The following is a 21,289-nucleotide window of genomic DNA, read 5'->3' as shown; positions in this document are numbered from 1 at the left end:
ATTAAGGAAATAAACGTGACTGTAAAGAATATTGTTCTCAAAATTAATGCTAAAAAATCAACACTCGATACCTTGAATATTGAAGGTGGTGAGTTTGGTCGTGGTTCTCAAGGTAAACCATTAAAAATTGCTGCAAAAGCAAATGTTCATTATGAGTTTACTGATAAAGAGACTTCATTTGGTCCAGAAAATATTGCGACTAAACGCCATGATAAGGATTTGTGGATTAGTTTCGAAGGTGGGGATGTTGATCAGCCAGATCTAATTATTGAAAACTATTATGCTGCAAATGGTGAGTTGGGCTATTCAGAAGGGGAGTCTAACTTACTGATCGGTCAGCATGAAAATGGCAAATATTACCCTTATGTCCCAGAAAGTGCAGAAAAAAGTGATGCCGTGAGTTTGCTTGCGGATCAAGTTGAGGTTGGTCAGGCTTTAGGTGGTGAAGAAGTTACAGCATTTTGGGCTTTTAATCCATTTTGGTTATTGGCTTTGGTTCCGATAGCGGCAGTGGCTATTGGTCAAGGTCATGATAACAATAAAAAATCTCCTGTAATTGAACATCCTCAGCATGTTCCTATCGCAGAAAAAGACAGTGCTGACACCAAAGAAAACACACCTGTGATCATTGATGTGACTTCAAATGATACCGATAAAGATGGTGACTTAGATCCAAGTACGGTGGTGATTAGCAAACAGCCTCAGAACGGTACTGTTAGTGTTGATCCAATCACAGGCGAAGTGACTTATACGCCAAACAAGGGTTATGTTGGTCCAGATGCATTTGAATATACAGTCAAAGACAAGGCAGGCAATGTTTCTGATCCAGCGACTGTAGTGATTGAGGTAAGTGCCAATCCAGTTGCAGTTGATGACAGTGCTAACACCAAAGAAGATACCCCAATCATTATTGATGTGACTTCAAATGACACTGACAAAGATGGTGATTTAGATCCAAGTACGGTGGTGATTAGCAAACAACCGCAGCATGGTACTGTTAGTGTTGATCCAATCACAGGTGAAGTAACTTATACCCCAAACAAGGGTTATGTCGGTCCAGATGCATTTGAATATACAGTCAAAGACAAAGCTGGCAATATCTCTGATCCTGCAACTGTAGTGATTGAGGTAAGTGCCAATCCAGTTGCAGTTGATGATAGCGCTGAAACTAAAGAAGACACCCCAATCATTATTGATGTGACTTCAAATGACACTGATAAAGATGGTGATTTAGATCCAAGTACGGTGGTGATCACGAAACAACCTCAGCATGGTACTGTCAGCGTTGATCCAATTACAGGCGAAGTGACCTATATCCCAAACAAAGGTTATGTCGGTCCAGATACATTTGAATATACGGTCAAAGATAAGGCTGGCAATGTATCGGATCCAGCGACTGTGGTAATTGATATCACAGCTAATCCAGTTGCGGTTGATGATAGTGCTGAAACCAAAGAAGACACGCCAATCATCATTGATGTGACTTCGAATGATACCGATAAAGATGGTGACTTAGATCCAAGCACGGTGGTGATTACGAAACAGTCTCAGAACGGTACTGTCAGTGTTGATCCAATCACAGGTGAAGTGACTTATACCCCAAACAAGGGTTATGTCGGTCCAGATGCATTTGAATATACCGTCAAAGACAAAGCGGGGAATGTATCTGATCCTGCAACTGCAGTGGTTGAAGTGAGTGCAAATCCAGTCGCAGTTGATGACAGTGCTGAAACTAAAGAAGACACGCCAATCATTATTGATGTGACTTCAAATGACACTGACAAAGATGGTGATTTAGATCCAAGTACGGTGGTGATCAGTAAACAGCCACAACATGGTACGGTCAGCGTTGATCCAATCACAGGCGAAGTGAGTTATACCCCAAATAAGGGGTATGTTGGTCCAGATGCATTTGAATATACCGTCAAAGACAAAGCGGGCAATGTTTCTGATCCAGCGACTGTGGTAATTGATATCACCGCCAATCCAGTTGCGGTTGATGATAGCGCTGAAACTAAAGAAGACACGCCAATCATTATTGATGTGACTTCAAATGATAGTGACAAAGATGGTGATTTAGATCCAAGTACGGTGGTGATCAGTAAACAGCCACAACATGGTACGGTCAGCGTTGATCCAATCACAGGCGAAGTGACTTATACGCCAAACAAGGGTTATGTTGGTCCAGATGCATTTGAATATACCGTCAAAGACAAGGCTGGGAATGTGTCTGATCCAGCGACTGTGGTAATTGATATCACCGCTAATCCAGTTGCGGTTGATGATAGCGCTGAAACTAAAGAAGACACCCCAATCATTATTGATGTCACTTCAAATGACACTGACAAAGATGGTGATTTAGATCCAAGCACTGTGGTGATCACGAAACAGCCACAACATGGTACTGTTAGTGTTGATCCAATCACAGGTGAAGTAACTTATACCCCAAACAAGGGTTATGTTGGTCCAGATGCATTTGAATATACCGTCAAAGACAAAGCGGGGAATGTATCTGATCCTGCAACTGTAGTGGTTGAAGTGAGTGCAAATCCAGTCGCAGTTGATGACAGTGCTGAAACTAAAGAAGACACGCCAATCATTATTGATGTGACTTCAAATGATAGTGACAAAGATGGTGATTTAGATCCAAGTACGGTAGTGATCACTAAACAACCTCAGAACGGTACGGTCAGCGTTGATCCAATCACAGGTGAAGTAACTTATACGCCAAACAAGGGTTATGTTGGTCCAGATGCATTTGAATATACAGTCAAAGACAAAGCTGGCAATGTTTCTGATCCTGCAGCTGTAGTGGTTGATATCACCGCTAATCCGGTTGCGGTTGATGATAGTGCTAACACCAAAGAAGACACTCCAATTATTATTGATGTGACTTCAAATGACACTGATAAAGATGGTGACTTAGATCCAAGTACAGTGGTGATTAGCAAACAACCGCAGCATGGTACTGTTAGTATTGATCCAATCACAGGTGAAGTAACTTATACCCCAAACAAGGGTTATGTCGGTCCAGATGCATTTGAATATACCGTCAAAGACAAAGCGGGGAATGTATCTGATCCAGCAACTGTGGTAATTGATATCACCGCCAATCCAGTTGCAGTTGATGATAGCGCTGAAACTAAAGAAGACACGCCAATCATTATTGATGTGACTTCAAATGACACTGACAAAGATGGTGATTTAGATCCAAGTACGGTGGTGATCAGTAAACAGCCACAACATGGTACGGTCAGCGTTGATCCAATCACAGGCGAAGTGAGTTATACCCCAAATAAGGGGTATGTTGGTCCAGATGCATTTGAATATACCGTCAAAGACAAAGCGGGCAATGTTTCTGATCCAGCGACTGTGGTAATTGATATCACCGCCAATCCAGTTGCGGTTGATGATAGCGCTGAAACTAAAGAAGACACGCCAATCATTATTGATGTGACTTCAAATGATAGTGACAAAGATGGTGATTTAGATCCAAGTACGGTGGTGATCAGTAAACAGCCACAACATGGTACGGTCAGCGTTGATCCAATCACAGGCGAAGTGACTTATACGCCAAACAAGGGTTATGTTGGTCCAGATGCATTTGAATATACCGTCAAAGACAAGGCTGGGAATGTGTCTGATCCAGCGACTGTGGTAATTGATATCACCGCTAATCCAGTTGCGGTTGATGATAGCGCTGAAACTAAAGAAGACACCCCAATCATTATTGATGTCACTTCAAATGACACTGACAAAGATGGTGATTTAGATCCAAGCACTGTGGTGATCACGAAACAGCCACAACATGGTACTGTTAGTGTTGATCCAATCACAGGTGAAGTAACTTATACCCCAAACAAGGGTTATGTCGGTCCAGATGCATTTGAATACACAGTCAAAGACAAAGCTGGCAATGTATCTGATCCAGCGAATGTGGTGATTGATATCACCGCCAATCCAGTTGCGGTTGATGATAGCGCTGAAACTAAAGGAGACACCCCAATCATTATTGATGTGACTTCAAATGACACTGACAAAGATGGTGACTTAGATCCAAGTACAGTGGTGATCACGAAACAGCCTCAGAACGGTACTGTTAGTGTTGATCCAATCACAGGCGAAGTGACTTATACGCCAAACAAGGGTTATGTTGGTCCAGATGCATTTGAATATACAGTCAAAGACAAGGCTGGCAATGTATCTGATCCTGCAACTGTAGTGATTGAGGTGAGTGCCAATCCTGTTGCAGTTGATGACAGTGCCGAAACCAAAGAAAACACGCCAATCATTATTGATGTCACTTCAAATGATACCGATAAAGATGGTGACTTAGATCCAAGTACGGTAGTGATCACGAAACAACCGCAGCATGGTACAGTCAGCGTTGATCCAATCACAGGTGAAGTGACTTATACCCCAAACAAGGGTTATGTTGGTCCTGATGCATTTGAATATACAGTGAAAGACAAAGCTGGGAATGTATCTGATCCTGCAACTGTAGTGATTGAGGTGAGTGCCAATCCTGTTGCAGTTGATGACAGTGCCGAAACCAAAGAAAACACGCCAATCATTATTGATGTGACTTCAAATGACACTGATAAAGATGGTGACTTAGATCCAAGCACGGTGGTGATTAGCAAACAACCACAGCATGGTACTGTTAGTGTTGATCCAATTACAGGCGAAGTGACTTATACCCCAAACAAGGGTTATGTCGGTCCAGATGAATTTGAATATACAGTCAAAGATAAAGCTGGGAATGTGTCTGATCCAGCTCATGTAACTTTAGATATAAGTCCTACAGGTACCTTAACCGAGATACTCAAAGAAGCTGATTTAGGAGATGGTTCAACAGCCGCTGTTGTAAATGGTGAATTGAGTTTAGATAACCCAAGCAATGCTGACATTAGCGATATCTTAATGACATTGCCAACAGTGGATGTTACTTCTGGTGGTGAGACAATAAACTGGATTCAAACAGCAAATGGCGGCTTAGTTGGAACCACGCCAAGCGGTCAAGAAGTGATGTCGATTACTTTGGGTACACCAGTGACCAGCAATGGTAAAACCACAATTCCTTATGAAATTGGTCTTAAAGCGCCAGTGGATCATGTTGGTGAGAACAGTGAACGTTTAGATCTTGATTTTGGTATCAATACCAATATTGGCGATGCTAACCTCATTATTACTGTGGAAGATGATAAATCAGTAGCAGCGCCAATATCTGTAGTTGCAGATGGTGAGACGACTTTTTATGCGAACGTGATCATTAGTCTGGATCTCTCTAGCAGTATGGGTGCAAGAGATAGTGGTATTCCAGATCCGGTAAATGGTGGCGAGAAAATGCGTATGAACGCAGCTGTCGAAGCGATTGAAACGATGCTAGATAAGTATCAGGAGCAACTTGACAGTGTAGCCCCAGGTAATGGAGACGTGAAAGTGAATATTATTGGCTTCTCAAAATTAGCCAAGCATCTTTCGCTACCTGGTCAAACAGATACATGGGTGTCATTAGACGATGCCAAGAAAATAGTGAAAGGATTATATAATTTTGGCACTCGACCAAAAGATATTGGTGTAGATACCAACTACGATGCGGCTTTACAAGAAGTTATTCATAGTTATTTGAATAATCAAGGTGCTGGTCCAGTTGTCGGTGTGGACGGCGCGAAGGTGAACAATAGTTTGCTCTTTGTCAGTGATGGTATTCCAAACTTTGGTAATGGCACTGATGGAGTACGTGGTATCCAACCAACGTCACCATCAAATTATGAACCAGGCAATCAAAATATCGATATCGGTGAAGATAAGTGGACAGCGTTCTTAAAAGAACAAAACATAAAATCTATTGCGATTGGTATTGGTCCTCAAATGGATGAGGGTGCAGATTTCTTAAAACCAATTGCTTTCGATGGCGAAAAAGGCATCAACAAAGATGGTTCGAGTGACATTATTATTTTGAAAGATATGTCTGATCTCGGCGGTATTATGTCTGAGTTGGTTCCAGAAGCTACGGATACTCAGGGTTCTATTCGTACGGATGATGTGGGCAATATTGTTTCATCTTTCGGTGCCGATGGTGCTGGTCAGTTAATCATTCAGATTGATGGGTATGACTATACTTATGACTATGCAACAAACCAAATCACCAGTAGCAATAGCAATGCGGATATTTGGCAAGATGCTGGTAATGGTGTACTGATGGTGAAAACAGAGATCGGTGGTAGCTTTAAATTAAATATGTCAGCAGATAAGTTTGGTGACTTTAGCTATAACCCAGCTTCGACTCGTCCTGTAGGTAAAACCCAAGAAGAATTTACATTTACGCTTGTCGATAAAGATGGCGATAAATCTAGTGATAAATTGCTCATTGATATTCAATTAATTCCTGAGGCAAGTGCCAGTAAAACAGCACTGAGTATGAGTAATCAGTTGGATCATTTAGAGGTTTTTAATGCAGTTGGTCATACTTTAGATGGCTTTGCCAATACGCCAAATCCAGCCGAAGCTGTGAATACAAACCATATCAATGTCTCACAACATTTAGAGCAACTCAGTGTTGAGCAGCCTAACTTAATTTAAGTCTAATTAAGCTGCACAAAAAGCATTTTCTACATTCTGTAGTGAATGCTTTTTGTATATTTATCTGGGTTTTTTAGTGTGGTTTGGCATGCACGTGATGGTGCTATACCACATTTAAATAATACTTCAATGCAAATTTATTAAAAATACAGTTAAAACAAATGGTTATGTTTATAGCCATTGATTGTATTTCTGGTAGCCGATAGAACTCATCAATGCAAATGAATAGAAAACTGACACGGTCAATATCTCTGTGTTTTATAGGGATGTTGGCAATACATGGCCCATTGCTACATGCAGCGACGTTAAAAGAGATACTCAAACAAGCGCTGGTCAATGATCCTGTGATACAGGAGGCTCAGGCAAATGTGTCTTTTGCACATAGTACGATGCAGACGACTAAGGCTGAACATTATCCGATTGTCAGTGCTATAGGGACTCAGGTACTCGGTCAACAACATAAATATGAAAGCAATGCACGAGAAACGCATTTTGCTCCTGGTCTACGCGCGACAGTCAATGTTTATGCTTGGGGCGGGATCGAAGCAGCCGTTGATCGAGATAAGAAAAAAGAAGCTTATTATCAATATACTGCTGAACAAACCAGAGAAGACCTTGGTTATAAAATCAGTACATTGTATTTAACCGCATTAAGAACCAAAGAGTCTTTGGGTGTTGCAGAACGAAATTTAAAACGTCACGATAAAATGCTGCATGATTTAAATATTATTGTGCAACATGATTCAGGTCGGCTCAGTGAGTTGGCTCAAGCTCAGGCACGTCGACTAAAAGTAGAAACAGCTATTGCTGAATTACGACGTACGTTAGGTTTAACTGTGAGTCGATTAGAAGTCTATACGCAAGATTTTTTAGCACCAGATACGATTGTTGATCCTTTTTATGGAATGACATCTCAAGATTTTATTACCCAATACCATCGTGCTGAAGTTGATCAAATACCCAGCTATTTAGCACAAAAAGCAGAACATGAAAGTGCACTTGAAGATATTAAAGTGTCTAAAGCGGCTCAAATGCCGAGTATTAATTTAGAAGGGACGGCAAGTCCAGATAATAAAGAAATCTATTTAAGAATGTCATGGGACATCTTTAACCAAGGTTCAAAGCATAAGATCTCTCAGAAAAATCAAACCAAGATCGCTGTAGCGTCGCGTATGCAACAAAGCTTACGCGATACCATTGAACGTAGTCGAACAGCCATGTTTGATATGTCTCAAAATGAACAACGCGTAAAATTAGTGAATCAATATATTGATGTTCAACAAAAAGTCGTTTGGGCTTATGAACAACAATTCAAAATCTCTCGTCGGACATTAATTGATGTACTCGATGCTTATAACGAGCTTGCAAATATTGAAGCAACAGAAGTAGAAGCTCGTAATGATTTTAGAGCTGCAACTTTAGAGTATTTATTGGCTCAAGCCAAAATCAGTCAGTGGGCTGGTGTCACAAACTAACTTGGTTTCCCGATTATTTTCAAAGTATTTATTTAAGTAGAACAACATGAAATCTATTATTTCACATATCGCATTAACGACTAAATTATTAGGTAGTCCGATTAGTGAAGCTGCTTTATTGGCTCGGGTTGGGCGTGATCAAGACTTAAAGATTGATTATGGCACGCTCACAGAGGTTTTACGGAGTTATGGTTTTGATAACCAATTGTCGAAGCGATCTTTACAAGATATTCCAACACTTGCTTTACCTGCTACGATCTTATTAAAAAATGAAGAAGCTGCGGTGATTACCGAAGTTACATATCATGCTGACGAACGGACTTATCATTTATTGCAAACAGATGGGATGACCAAAGTCATCACTGCGATGCAGTTGGAACAATTGTACTTAGGATTTTGTTGGTTTATTAAGCCAAAAGTTCAATCAGATTTACGTTCTGATTTACCTGAATATCATTTGCCTAAAGCTTGGTTTTGGAAGGTGATTTGGCGATTTAGAAAATATTATTATCAAGTTGTATTGGCAACATTGATGATTAATTTTTTAGCTTTATTAAGTTCATTATACGTTATGAACGTATATGACCGTGTTATTCCAAACCAAGCTTTTGAAACATTATGGGTGTTAAGTATCGGTGTGATCATCGCGATTAGTTTTGAGTTTATTTCTAAATTAATTCGTTCTTATTTAACTGATATTGCAGGTAAAAAAGCAGATTTAATTATTAGCTCGTCACTCTTTAGACGTGTTATGCAGTTACGTTTGGTCGATCGTCCAAGTTCGGCTGGGGCTTATGCCAATAATCTTCGTGAGTTTGAAGCGGTTCGCGAGTTTATGACCAGTGCGAGTTTACTGACCATTGTTGATTTGCCTTTTCTATTTTTATTTATCAGTGTGATTGGATTAGTCGGTGGCAAGCTGGCCTTTGTGCCCTTGGCCTTAATCCCAATTATGATTGCAGTGGGCTTCTTTGTGCAAAGACCATTGGCTCGCTATATCAATGAGTCTATGAAGGAGTCATCTCAAAGGCAAGGCTTGGCAGTTGAAGCAATTGATGGAATTGAGACGTTAAAAACCAATAATGCCACAAATTGGGCGCAACAACGTTGGGATAATTTCACTGCAAAAACTTCTGTATCTTCGATTAAAGTTCGAAATTTAAGTAATTTGGTGGTGAATTTTGCCGCAAGTATGCAGCAGTTAAATACTGTCTTCTTGGTGGTATTCGGGACTTATTTAATTCACAGCAGTAATCCCGATTATAAAATTACTATGGGGGCATTGATTGCTTCGGTGATTTTATCTGGTCGAGCACTTGCGCCATTATCGCAAATAGCCAGTTTAGCGATTAAATTTCAGTCAGCCAAATTGGCCTTACAAGGGATTAATAATATTGTTGCAAGACCTATTGAGCGGGATCCTAGCCGTCAATATATCAGTTTAGCATCGGTCGAAGGTCAGATTACTTTTGAGCATATCCAATTTCAATATCAACGAGATGCAGCACCAGCAGTCAAAGACATAACCCTAAATATTAACCCAGGTGAAAAAGTTGCCATTTTGGGACATATTGGGAGTGGAAAAAGTACCTTGTTAAAACTCGCAAGTGGTCTTTATGAGGCCAATGCAGGTCATGTTACTTTAGACAATATTGATATACGTCAAATCGACCCAAGTGATTTACGAAGCAAAGTCAGTTTACTTAGCCAAAGTCCTCGCTTATTTTTGGGTACGCTTAGGGACAATCTAGAATTGGCAAGAACTGATCATTTTTCAACTGATCAACAGTTAATGCATGTCTTACATCAGTTTAGCCTCGATAAGGTGATCAATCAGCATCCGCAAGGCTTAGACATGCAACTCGGTGAAAACGGCTTAGGTTTATCTGGCGGGCAAAAGCAACTCATTGCTTTAGCAAGATTAACCTTACGTGACCCACAAGTTGTACTGCTTGATGAACCCACCACTGGATTAGATCAAGAAACAGAATTATCTGCCTTAGATGCGCTTCAAAACTGGGCAAAACAAAGAACATTATTGGTGGTTACCCATCGTCCCCAAGTCCTTGCATTGGTTGATCGTATTATTGTGATGGAAAATGGCGCCATTGCGATGGATGGTCCTAAAGAAGAGATTCTTGCCAAATTAGTTCAACAACAGCCCCAAAATATTCCTCCTGCAAAACCCAGAGTTCATCGAGTGAGTGTAAGTGCTCGGATCCGTAAATAACCTGATGCTTTGAACGTCAAGATTTGGTCGGATGAGAAATGATGTTGTTATGATTATGCAGATTAAGTAAGTGAAAGAAATGAAAAAACAAACTAAACAGCCACCAATCAGCCAATCTGATTTGAAGCTGTTAAACGATTTGAATGGCGCTTTACAGCAAGAAAAACACTATGGCTATTTTGCGGTGATTGTTTTGCTATTCGTCTTAATCGTCGTATTTTTAATTTGGGCGTATAACAGTACCTTAGAAGAGGTGACGCGAGGCCAAGGAAGTATTATCTCTAGTAGTCGTGAGCAAATTATTCAAAGCTTAGACCCCGGAATTATCATGGAAATGAGAGTGAAAGAAGGGGATGTTGTTGAAAAAAATCAAATTCTACTCAAACTGGATGATACTCGCAGTTCTGCTATTTTAAGAGAGAGCGAGGCTAAGGTTGAAAATTTAACCGCAATTGCAGCACGATTGAAAGCGGAAACTACAGAGACTAAGCCGATATTTCCTCAAGAGATTTCAAGTGAATTAAAGCAAAGAGAATATCAGGCTTATACGGTAAGACGGCAGTCGATGGTCGATGCGATCGAAGCATTAAAAGCCAGTAAAAGTTTCTTGGATCATGAGATTTCGATTACCCAACCGCTGGCACAGCAGGGATTGGTTTCAAATGTGGAAGTATTGCGTATGCAACGACAATCGGCAGATCTGGGTGCGCAAATTTTAGATCGGAAAAATCGCTATTTAACCGATGCGAATAATGAGTTGGTAAAAACAGAAGCTGAGTTGGCACAGGCTCGAGAAAATATGGCGATGCGTGCGGATCCTGTTGATCGTTCATTTATTCAAGCACCGCTTCGCGGTATTGTGAAAAATATTAAAATTAATACAGTGGGCGGTGTGGTCAATGCAGGACAAGATATTTTAGAAATTGTTCCTTTAGATGACAAACTTTTGGTTGAAGCTTATATACGCCCACAGGATGTGGCTTTTCTTCGTCCCGGATTGCCTGCTGTTGTTAAAATAAGTGCCTATGATTATTCGATTTATGGTGGCTTAGAGGGGGTGGTGACACTGATTAGTCCCGATACTCTGAGTAATGACAAACGTAATAGTGAATTGAAATTAAACCAAAATGAAGTCTACTATCGTATCTTGGTCAAAACCGATGCAAATAGTTTAGTGGATAAACAAGGGAAAAAGCTTCCGATTATTCCCGGCATGGTGACCACTGTTGATGTAAAGACCGGTGAAAAGACCGTATTTCAATACTTGATTAAACCGATTACGCGGATGAAACAAGCTTTACAAGAGAGATAAAGCCACTTACTTAAACGGTTAAGTTAGAGTCATTTCATGTTTTGATCTATCCCCCAAATATGACCTTGTCGTTGATAGGTCAAGATTGGGGGAGGTGATTTTTGCTAAAGTAAAAACTTATGTAGAACAATAGATCATTGTTTAATACTGAGTTATCGCGTTCAATTAGCCTTAATCCAGTGTAAGTTTATTCAATAAAATTATTTCGAGCTAAACCAATGGCGGTTAATTCAGCTAACTCGATGAGGCCAAATTGACCAATGTTTCATGTAGATAAACCCAATAATATTGACCTGATTCAACTTTGATACAAGCCGTCGATATCCGTAATGTATCAGGTTCATGGCTTTGTTGATGTTCTTGATATTGAATCCAGCAGTGGTTGTCTGCTTCAAATAAAGCACGCGTATTTAAGATTTTAATTTTTAACGCAGGTTTATTACCTATATTTTGACTAAACAAGGCATTTATTTCGGGTAAACCAATGACATTGCCTTGCGTCGTAATCATTTTAAAATTTGGGTCAAAACTGGCTAAGAGTTGATTTAGGCTTTCTTTTGCATTTTGACCAGTAAATACATTTTCAATCAAAATATGTAAATCGATGACATGTTGTAATGCATTGTCCATAGGATTAGACATGGGTTTTCTCCTTAAAAATGGAAATTAATGATAAGAGGCAGAGCAGTGCTGCAAGCAAAAAAGTATGCTGATAACGTATTAAGTCATTTGCAGCAGGTAACAGATTAAAGATTGAAATAAGGACAACTGTACCTAAACTGAAAGCAACTTGTCGATTAATGTTCCACAGCACACTGCCTTGTAATAAGTCTTGGCCGTTAAAATCGATGAGGGCACTGATTTGGGCAGTATTGGCACTTAGACCACCACCCATTCCCATCAGTAGATAAGCAACCATCAAGGTACTTAAATCATTGGCATTTGAGACCCAGAACAACAGTGAAATTCCTAAACTATGTAGCGTAATACCGATTATAAAAAGCTGCTTTTTACCGAGATGGCGATAGAGAAGTCCACCACTGGTCATCGATACCAATGCACCTACTGCATAGAGCAGCATAAATAAGCCAGTCTGTTTTGCATTAAACCCAAGGTTACGTTGTAAATTAAAGATATTCAGTAAATTCACACCAGTAAAAATACCGGGTACTGCGTAATAAACGATAAATGCATTGCGTAAATTATAATTTTTTAACAATTGCAAATTAAGAATCGGATGAGCAGATCCTTTTGCGTATTTGAGATAAATCAGAAGCATTGTGATGGAAAGTAGAAAGCTACTGATCGCGAGTACAACACTATGGTAATCGTTAAATAATGAGAAAGAGAGTAACAAACACAACAGGCTGACATTGACCATAAACAGTCCTAAAAAGTCAGGTTTCCCGGACGTTTTAGCTTTATTTTCTTTGATCCATCGCCATGCTAAAAAAGCAGTGATCACGGTAAAGGGGATATTGGCGAAAAACAACCAACGCCAAGATAAAGCATCAATAATCATGCCGCCAATCGTTGGTGAAAAGGCTGGTGCAATTAATGCAATTGCCATAATCATTGTGGAGATACGTTGCCGTTCATGGTTTGGAAACAGTGCAAATACCAATGCTTGACCGACAGGGATTAATAATCCGCCAGCCACACCCTGAACAAATCTCCAAAAAATTAAACTATGGATTGATTCACTCATGCCAATCAACCAAACGCTGACGGAAAAAAGCAGCATTGAATAACACAGCAATTTCCGATCACCCAATACGCTTGCTAACCATAAGCTCATGGGCATGATTAAAACCAAACCCAAAATATAAGCATTGCTTACCCATGCAACCATCGATGGGCTGACTGAGAAAGCTGTTGCTATATCGGGTAAGGCAATTGCAGACATGAAAATATTGATGCAATCAATAAAGAACCCAAGTAAAAACACTGTTGCTATTTTATAGCGATATGACATAGCGACCTCCAAGATGCAGGAGGGTACGATTCAGGCCTTTTATTGTCGATGCATGCGAAGTAAAATCATTGTTTAATAATTTCAAACAATCAGTGTGATTATGCAAAAAAACCTAAAACAGATTATAAGTTTTTTGCAAGTGGTTGATTCAGGATCATTTACCAAGGCAGCGGAGATTTTGGGGTTAAGTCGATCGATGGTGAGTATTGATATCAAGCATTTAGAACAGCATTTAAATGTGAGTTTGCTGATTCGTAATACGCGTAATATCGCACTGACTGAAATAGGCAAAAGCTTTTATGAGGATTTCAAACACATTCAATTGCAAATCGAAGAAGCTTTTGAGCGCAGTCAAAACTTAGCCACAAGTATCACAGGGATATTGCGTTTTTCATCGACCAATGAATTTGGACGGAAATTCATCTTACCTTTGCTGGGTGAGTTTTGCCGCCAATATCCTCAATTACAGCTACAATATTCATTTAATTCTTCCTTAGATGATTTAGTCACTGAAAAATTAGATTTGGTCATTCGGTTGGGAAACTTAAAAGACTCATCCATGCGGACACGAAAAATTGCTGAATATCCGATTTATTTGGTTGCCAGCCCTGAATTTTTAAAACGTTATCCAATCAATAGCATTGCTGATTTAGCACATGTTCCTTGGATTGGTCATCGCTTATTGAATTGGCAGGATGCGCAATATGTTTTACAAAATGATCAAGGTGAAAAACATACATTGCCTTTTGTTAGAAGTCAGTATGAATCTAATTCGGCAGAAGCGATACACCAGATGACACTTGCTTCATTGGGTGTTGCGATATCGCCAGCTTGGTTGGTCGATGAAGATATTCAGCAAAATCGTTTAACTCGGGTGTTAGCTGATTTTGATTTACCTGTGCAAAATGTTCAATTGCTCTATCCGAATACGGGAACATTACCTGCAAAAACTCGTGTCTTTATCGATTTTTTGGTGCAACGACTGTGTCTTTAATCATGTCAAAATAGGCGCTTGCTATTGCGTATAGATAAAATGCATGGTCAATTGTTAGACTAGATTTCGCCAGATCAATTGTTTATATAAAACCAACAGGATATCATCAAAAAATATCACAACTCATCTGTATACATCTCAGTAAAATATAGCAAGATGAGCTTCGGTCTAAAAAGAATTTATAAAATGGTGTTGATGTTCTATGCGTGAGCCGTCCTCCTGTCCGCCAGTTTCTGTGCCCTTGAATCAGCAAGCATTGATTCAAAATGGTGATATTGCACCGCAAACACTGGTTGCCTGTGAGGAATGTGACACGCTCTATCATCGAATTCAGCTGACTCAAGGTGAGCGTGCTTATTGTCTCTGTTGTGGTGCTGAGCTTTATCGGCAAAGCAAGCCGTTTAGTGTCTTACTGGCAATGGTAACAACAGCACTGATCGTATTTGTGATTGCCAATAGTTTCCCGATTGTTAAGGTGGAATTGCAGGGTAATGATTCACAGACAACACTACTGGGTGCTGCATGGGCAATGTTTCATGCCGGGCAAGGGCCCGTAGGTGTGTTGATTCTTATCACGACTTTCGTGGTGCCTTTATTAGATTTATTGCTGCTGTTCTATGTCATTTCATCAGTTCATTTTTTTAAAGTTCGGCCTCGTTATTTAGTTGCAGCATTTCGTACCCTGTTTTTATTTAGAACATGGGGAATGGTTGAAGTATTTTTGATCGGGGTATTGGTCACCTTGGTTAAACTGGTGGGTATGGTTGTGGTGATTCCGGGCGTTGCATTATGGGGATTCTCCATACTGAGTGTATTGCTGGTTTATATTGCCTCAGTAAAAGTCAAAGATCTTTGGGATGAGATCGACAGGAGACTCTCATGAAAACTGAACAGTCTCAGGCTAATTTTTCAAAATACTCAGCGAATACAGACAATAAAAATTCGTTGCAATATCCAAGAGCCAAAGATTTGTCTTTGGTGCTTTGTCATTGCTGTGGAACACTCAATAAACAGGTTCCAGAGGTTGAAGAAAAACATGCTTCACATTGCTTGAAATGTCATAGTGTGCTGCATCAACGTAAACCAAAGAGCTTAGACAGAACCCTTGCTTTGGTGATTGCGGCGAGTATTTTATATATTCCAGCCAATGTACTTCCGATGACTGTCACAGATTCTTTGTTAGGCAGTCAGCAAGATACGATCATGAGTGGTGTGATCTATTTTTGGCAGAATGGGGATTATTTGGTTTCTGCTGTTATTTTTATGGCCAGTATTTTTATTCCCATGTTAAAACTTTTAATTCTGTGTTTTCTGTTGATTGCAGTAAAAATGCAGTCTTCTAAACGATTGCACTTTTCACCTGAGCATTGCTCAATGCTTTATCGGATTGTTGAGTTTATCGGTCGATGGTCGATGATTGATGTTTTTGTGGTGGCTTTATTGACCGCCTTGATTCAGATTCAATCACTGGCAACTATTCTCGCTGGGCCGGGCGCGGTTGCTTTTGGTGCAGTGGTGGTTTTAACCATGTTTGCTTCACTGAGTTTTGACCCGCGTATTATTTGGGATAATTATTCTGCTGCTCAGAATACGCACAACAAGAACGGGCTTTCCCTGCAAGGCTCAGATGTGATTCACGTGGATCATCCTCCCTTGAATCATGATTTATCCAATTCCAGTCAATAAAACAATGATGGGTGTGTATGTCTGAAAATAAAACCAATAACGAAAGCTCAGATCATCAGGATCCTCATGCTGTAGATGAAACGCAGCAGATTTTGCCTGAACCTGAGAAAAATAAAGGACGCTGGCGACCATCGTTGATCTGGCTGATTCCGTTTATTGCCTTGCTTATAGGTCTGTCGTTGGCAGTCAAAGCGGTATTAGATACTGGCCCGACCATTAATGTTGCTTTTAGAACGGCTGAAGGGCTGGTTGCAGGTAAGACGACTGTGCGTTTTAAACAAGTGGATATCGGTCTTGTTCGCCAAATTGATCTTGCCGATGATCATTCACATGTCATTGCCAAAATTGAACTGCGTAAGGATGCCAGTAATTTTGCTGCAAAAGACTCACGCTTCTGGGTGGTTCGCCCCCGCATCGGTGCCAGTGGTGTCTCCGGAATTGATACCTTATTGTCGGGTGCTTATATTGAGGTTGATGGCGGTAAGGCAGAACAAAAACAGGATGAGTTCACTGGCTTAGAAGTTCCTCCAGTCATCTCATCAGATGTACCGGGTAAAATCTTTTTCCTCAAAGCCAATAACCTAGGCTCACTGGATATCGGTTCTCCTATTTATTATCGTCAGATCAATGTGGGTCAAATCACGGCTTATCAGTTGGCCAAAGATGGTAAGAGTGTTGAGGTACAGACCTTTATTCAAGCACCTTATGATAAGTTTGTGACCACAGATGCGCGTTTTTGGCAGGCCAGTGGTGTCGATGTCAGCTTAAGTGCATCAGGATTTAAGCTAGATACCCAGTCTCTGGTGAGTATTATCGCTGGCGGGATTGCTTTCGGTTATCCTGAGAATTCACATGCTGCTGTTGCTTCGGATCAAAGTCGTTTTAATTTATGGGATTCTCGTACTGAAGCTTTGAAAGAGCCAGATGGCAATCCACACCGTATCATCATGTATTTTGATCAGTCTTTACGTGGCTTGTCGGCAGGTGCACCGATTGACTTTATGGGGATTGAAATTGGTAATATTCAGTCGATTAATGCGGAGTTTGATGCAAATTATACTCAGATTCGGATGCGGGCTGAGGGGGTCATTTATCCATCTCGTTTAGCCAATGGCAAAGAACTTGATCCTGATGGTGTGATTTTTAAACGCTTTATCGAAAGAGGCTGGCGTGCTCAGATGCGCACCGGAAATCTACTGACAGGGCAGAACTATATCGCCTTTGATCTATTCCCTAAAGCAAAACCAGCAAACTTAATCATCAGATCAAATGGTGTGATTGAGGTTCCAACCACACCAACCGAGTTGAAGGGATTACAAGCACAAGTATCGCAAATTGCGGATAAACTGAATAAATTCCCATTGGTGGAAATTGGGCAGGATGTACGTAAAACCCTCAATAATATGAATTCAGCGATTAGCTCTACAGATAAATTGGTGAAACAGTTGGATGGCAAAGTTGCGCCAGGACTACAGGCGACTTTGGATGATGTACGTAAAACCATGCGCTCTACTGAAACCATTCTATCCAGTGATGCGCCAATGCAACAGGATGTACGCCGTGCTTTACAGCAAATGACACGTGCTGCCGCATCTTTACAGCTAATGGCTGACTATATTGAACAACACCCAGAATCACTCATTCGTGGGAAAACGCCTGAGGTTAAGAATGCTAAATAAAAAAAATAGCTCACATTTTCTGTCCTATTTGCCGCAGTCTAGTCTAGCAGGTTGTGCTCTATTATTGGCCGTTGTGGGTTTAACGGGCTGTTCCAGTTCGCCTACACCAAACTACTATAGCTTGACGCCAACGGTTAAACCGTTGGTGAGTTCAAATGTACGGGTGATTGAAGTACTGCCAGTGGGATTACCCGACCGTTTAAACAGGGCCCCCTTAGTCTTACAGGACAGCAGTGGTAAATCTAATGTATTGGATAATGAACGCTGGACGTCCACGTTGGGGGCAGAGTTACGTGATGGTTTGTCTGCGGGTTTGCAACAGAAATTAGGTGCTGTCGATCGTTACAGCAGTGGTATGACGGGTGGTAAAGTCTCTTACCGTATTGCAACCGACTTTTCTCGCTTTGATATTATCGAACACTCCAACACACGTTCGTTAAATCGGGATATTGAGGTGGCAGTTGCTTGGATTATTAAACGTGATGATCCAGCCAGACCCTTAAATCAGCCAACAGGTGTACAAAATGCAGTTTTGCCTAACCGACAACTCAGTTGTCGAATGGCATTTACCGATGCAGTTGGTGCAGATGGCAATAAAATTGTTGATATAGTCAGTGTTTCACGACAGTCATTGAGTAAGGTTGTCGAAGCGATTGCCGCTTCTGTTGTTGCGACAGAAGCCAATAAAGCTGTGGTGATGGAAGGGGTGATCTGTGCTTAGGTTGATGTGAGAGTCCGTCAACTGTAAAACTAAATATAGGAAAACTTAAGTTTCATCGTTATTTAAACTTCTTCAATTTTTAAGATATTGAAAGAGTCGTTCGTCTGGTCGCGAAATAATGCAAGTAGTTGAGCAAAGCTTTCATTTTAGTCACAGGGTTTTGTTCGATTATCAATGCTACTTGTATTATGTGATTCTCTAGGTTTTTGTTTATACATTTGTGCTCAATTAGAGGATGGATTAAAAAAACAGCAGTAGAATCAATGTAATTGAAATTAAACTAATATATAATCATTATCATTTGCAAATGTTATTGATTATCATGAAGTGTTTCCCTCCAAATAAAGTATGGCAAGTTATTATATCAACACCATTATTGAGCACTCATATCTATGCTGCTGTAGATGAGCCAACAGCAGCATTAGAACCAATTATTGTTCAAGCAGAGATGAATGATGATATAACGGAACATTCTAAAAAATATAAAAAAGATAAATCATCACAAGCAACTAAAATGAATTTAGCGCTAAAAGAAACCCCTCAAACCGTGACTGTCGTGACTCAACAAAGAATGCGAGATCAGGGACTAAACACCATTGCAGAAGTTATGCAACAAGTACCTGGGGTAAGTATCGGGTATAACGATAGTGAACGGCCCAATTATAATGTTCGAGGATTTGCAGTAGACAATATTCAAATTGACGGAATTGCTTCTTCCTACTCAGGCGTTAGTGGCTCTGTTATTGCGATGCCTGTTTTTGACACAGCTGTTTATGATCATATTGAAGTATTAAAAGGTGTAAATGGTCTAAATACCGGATTGGGAGAACCTTCTGCATCAATTAATATGGTGCATAAAAGACCAGAGCAGGCATTTAAAGCGCAAGTAGGGGCAAGTTACGATAGCTTTGATGGTCGTAGATTTACAGGAGATATCACCGGAGGCATTTTGGCCGATGATAAATTGAATGCTCGCTTGATTATCACAAATTCACAAGGGGGGACAGGTAAAAATAATTATGATAAAGATACAAAAACGATTTCAGGGTCATTAACATCAAAAATTACTGAGCAAACGCACTTAACATTAGGGATCGATTATCAAGATGATGATCCTAAAGGTTTAGGTGGTGGTGTGCCAATTTTCTATAGTGATGGAACTAAAACGAAATTTTCATCAGAAGATAACTTTGGTTCTATGGATTGGGTAAGATGGCAACGGGAATTGCAAAATAGTTATATCTATTTAGATCATAGTTTGAATGACCATTGGAAAACTAGAGTATCTTTTAGTCGACAAGATTTAGATGCATTTGCCAAAACATCATATGCCTATAATGGAAACTTAAACTCAAATGGTACAGGTTTAAGTTATTCTCATTGGGCATCAGAAGGTGATCTAAATCAAAATACTTATGACATCACTGTCAATGGTTTGTTTAGCTTATTTAACCGCGAACATCAGATTGTTTTTGGTTTGAATGGTTGGGATCGAGAGGCAAATGAATATGGACTGAGTTATCCAGCTTATTCTGCAACAAATACAATTAATGATTTGGCAAGTTTCTATGGAAATACTTCTCCAGATTTTAAACCTCAAAGAACAGGTAGCGATAAAAGTACTGAAACGAAAATGTTAGGTAGTTTTGTCAATGCGCGTTGGAATCTTACAGATCCTTTGAAACTGTTTACAGGGGTACGTTTATCCGATTGGGATACTCAAACGAAGAATTACAAAAATGGTCAATTGACCAATATTACTTCAAAACAACAACAATCAAGTATCCTTATTCCTTATATTGCTGCCACATATGATATTTTTTCAAATTCAACAGTGTATGCAAGCTATACAGAAATTTTTAAACCTCAGTCCAATCTTGATATTAATGGTAATTTTTTAGACCCTGTAACGGGTAGTAATACTGAATTAGGTTTAAAAAATAGCTTGTTCAATGATCGGTTAGATCTGAATACGGCGATTTATTATGCAAAAAAAGACAATGTTGCTGAACAAATTGCAGGGACTGGTGTGAATGGCATTGACGCACGTTATAGAGCAGTAAAAGGGGCGGAAACAAAAGGTTTTGAAATAGAAGCATTGGGGCAGCTAAATGACGCGTGGACACTTTCTTTAGGTTATGCTTATAACGAGACTGAAGATGCAGCAGGGAATAAAGTAAATACAGCAAATCCTAAACAAACTGCAAAGCTAAATACAAGCTACCAATTTAAAGGTGATTTAGTGGGATTAAGGGTGGGAGGCAGTCTAAATTGGTATGGTTCAAGTTATGACTACATTAATATGGGAACACGGACTACGCCTCATTTAATTAAAGCTGAACAAAAAAATTATGTTGTGACCAGCTTATATGGTGCTTATGATATTAATAAGAAAACTAATATTTCATTGAATATCAATAATCTATTTGATGAGCAATATTATACACGTATTATTGCCAGTTATAAGACAGGTTATATGGGGGATGGAAGATCAGCAGTTGTTGCCTTAAATTATAAATTTTAATAGATTTTATTGTTGATAGATAACAGCACCCCAGTTTCAAATAAAGCTGGGGTGCTGTTAAATTTGATTCAGTGTTAATAATCTAAAAACTTGAATATTCAAAATTCT

General features: G+C 39.8%; 12 protein-coding genes. 10 read left to right on the top strand and 2 right to left on the bottom strand.

From position 1 onward, the window contains the following. The first annotated feature begins 15 nt into the window (after window positions 1-15). The 4 genes from FY049_RS02000 (at window position 16) to FY049_RS01985 (ending at window position 11,602) form a co-directional block, all read left to right on the top strand. Window positions 16-6,585 (top strand): Ig-like domain-containing protein, encoded by a 6,570-nt coding sequence (locus FY049_RS02000; RefSeq protein WP_446083055.1) that lies wholly within the window; start codon window positions 16-18, stop codon window positions 6,583-6,585. Between the two features lie 266 nt (window positions 6,586-6,851). Continuing rightward, window positions 6,852-8,060: a TolC family protein gene (locus FY049_RS01995; protein WP_335954611.1), complete on the top strand. Its 1,209-nt coding sequence runs from the start codon at window positions 6,852-6,854 to the stop codon at window positions 8,058-8,060. Window positions 8,061-8,106: 46 nt separating this feature from the next. Next, window positions 8,107-10,290 carry a type I secretion system permease/ATPase gene (locus FY049_RS01990; RefSeq protein ID WP_446083054.1) on the top strand — a complete coding sequence of 728 codons (2,184 nt, stop codon included), beginning with the start codon at window positions 8,107-8,109 and terminating at the stop codon, window positions 10,288-10,290. A gap of 79 nt (window positions 10,291-10,369) precedes the next feature. Beyond that, window positions 10,370-11,602 (top strand): HlyD family efflux transporter periplasmic adaptor subunit, encoded by a 1,233-nt coding sequence (locus FY049_RS01985; protein WP_004817233.1) that lies wholly within the window; start codon window positions 10,370-10,372, stop codon window positions 11,600-11,602. 234 nt (window positions 11,603-11,836) lie between these two features. On the opposite strand, the gene FY049_RS01980 is transcribed toward FY049_RS01985, so the two are convergent. Together FY049_RS01980 and FY049_RS01975 are read right to left on the bottom strand one after the other, a co-directional pair. Beyond that, the gene (locus tag FY049_RS01980) at window positions 11,837-12,244 is read right to left on the bottom strand and encodes a hypothetical protein (protein WP_056513311.1); all 408 of its coding nucleotides are present in this window, start codon (window positions 12,242-12,244) and stop codon (window positions 11,837-11,839) included. Further along, window positions 12,237-13,577, bottom strand: coding sequence for an MFS transporter (locus FY049_RS01975; RefSeq protein WP_446083053.1), 1,341 nt, complete (start codon window positions 13,575-13,577; stop codon window positions 12,237-12,239). Before FY049_RS01975 ends, FY049_RS01980 begins: the two co-directional genes overlap by 8 nt. 100 nt (window positions 13,578-13,677) lie before the next feature. Between FY049_RS01975 and FY049_RS01970 the strand changes: the two genes are divergently transcribed. The 6 genes from FY049_RS01970 to FY049_RS01945 all read left to right on the top strand — a co-directional run bounded on the left by FY049_RS01970 (window position 13,678) and on the right by FY049_RS01945 (window position 21,181). Then, the gene (locus FY049_RS01970; protein WP_056513304.1) at window positions 13,678-14,571 is read left to right on the top strand and encodes a LysR family transcriptional regulator; all 894 of its coding nucleotides are present in this window, start codon (window positions 13,678-13,680) and stop codon (window positions 14,569-14,571) included. Window positions 14,572-14,773: 202 nt separating this feature from the next. Beyond that, a complete protein-coding gene (locus tag FY049_RS01965) occupies window positions 14,774-15,454 on the top strand; it encodes a paraquat-inducible protein A (RefSeq protein ID WP_446083052.1) in 681 nt (226 codons plus the stop codon). Then, entirely contained in the window at window positions 15,451-16,257 is an 807-nt protein-coding gene (locus FY049_RS01960) for a paraquat-inducible protein A (RefSeq protein WP_446083051.1), read from the top strand. The genes FY049_RS01965 and FY049_RS01960 overlap by 4 nt, the downstream gene beginning before the upstream one ends. A gap of 11 nt (window positions 16,258-16,268) precedes the next feature. Then, a complete protein-coding gene (locus tag FY049_RS01955; protein ID WP_446083050.1) occupies window positions 16,269-17,936 on the top strand; it encodes a PqiB family protein in 1,668 nt (555 codons plus the stop codon). Further along, window positions 17,926-18,657, top strand: coding sequence for a PqiC family protein (locus FY049_RS01950; RefSeq protein ID WP_446083049.1), 732 nt, complete (start codon window positions 17,926-17,928; stop codon window positions 18,655-18,657). The genes FY049_RS01955 and FY049_RS01950 overlap by 11 nt, the downstream gene beginning before the upstream one ends. A gap of 322 nt (window positions 18,658-18,979) precedes the next feature. Then, window positions 18,980-21,181 (top strand): TonB-dependent siderophore receptor, encoded by a 2,202-nt coding sequence (locus tag FY049_RS01945; protein ID WP_446083048.1) that lies wholly within the window; start codon window positions 18,980-18,982, stop codon window positions 21,179-21,181. The last annotated feature ends 108 nt before the right edge of the window (window positions 21,182-21,289 follow it).

The organism is Acinetobacter sp. 1125_18A (assembly GCF_052824985.1).
This window is presented reverse-complemented; position numbering and strand designations above follow the sequence as displayed.

Coding starts and splice junctions, on each gene's coding strand:
- FY049_RS01995 (WP_335954611.1), top strand. CDS start 6,852: ATGTTGGCAATACATGGCCCATTGCTACATGCAGCGACGTTAAAAGAG.
- FY049_RS01990 (WP_446083054.1), top strand. CDS start 8,107: ATGAAATCTATTATTTCACATATCGCATTAACGACTAAATTATTAGGT.
- FY049_RS01985 (WP_004817233.1), top strand. CDS start 10,370: ATGAAAAAACAAACTAAACAGCCACCAATCAGCCAATCTGATTTGAAG.
- FY049_RS01980 (WP_056513311.1), bottom strand. CDS start 12,244: ATGTCTAATCCTATGGACAATGCATTACAACATGTCATCGATTTACAT.
- FY049_RS01975 (WP_446083053.1), bottom strand. CDS start 13,577: ATGTCATATCGCTATAAAATAGCAACAGTGTTTTTACTTGGGTTCTTT.
- FY049_RS01970 (WP_056513304.1), top strand. CDS start 13,678: ATGCAAAAAAACCTAAAACAGATTATAAGTTTTTTGCAAGTGGTTGAT.
- FY049_RS01965 (WP_446083052.1), top strand. CDS start 14,774: ATGCGTGAGCCGTCCTCCTGTCCGCCAGTTTCTGTGCCCTTGAATCAG.
- FY049_RS01960 (WP_446083051.1), top strand. CDS start 15,451: ATGAAAACTGAACAGTCTCAGGCTAATTTTTCAAAATACTCAGCGAAT.
- FY049_RS01950 (WP_446083049.1), top strand. CDS start 17,926: ATGCTAAATAAAAAAAATAGCTCACATTTTCTGTCCTATTTGCCGCAG.
- FY049_RS01945 (WP_446083048.1), top strand. CDS start 18,980: ATGAAGTGTTTCCCTCCAAATAAAGTATGGCAAGTTATTATATCAACA.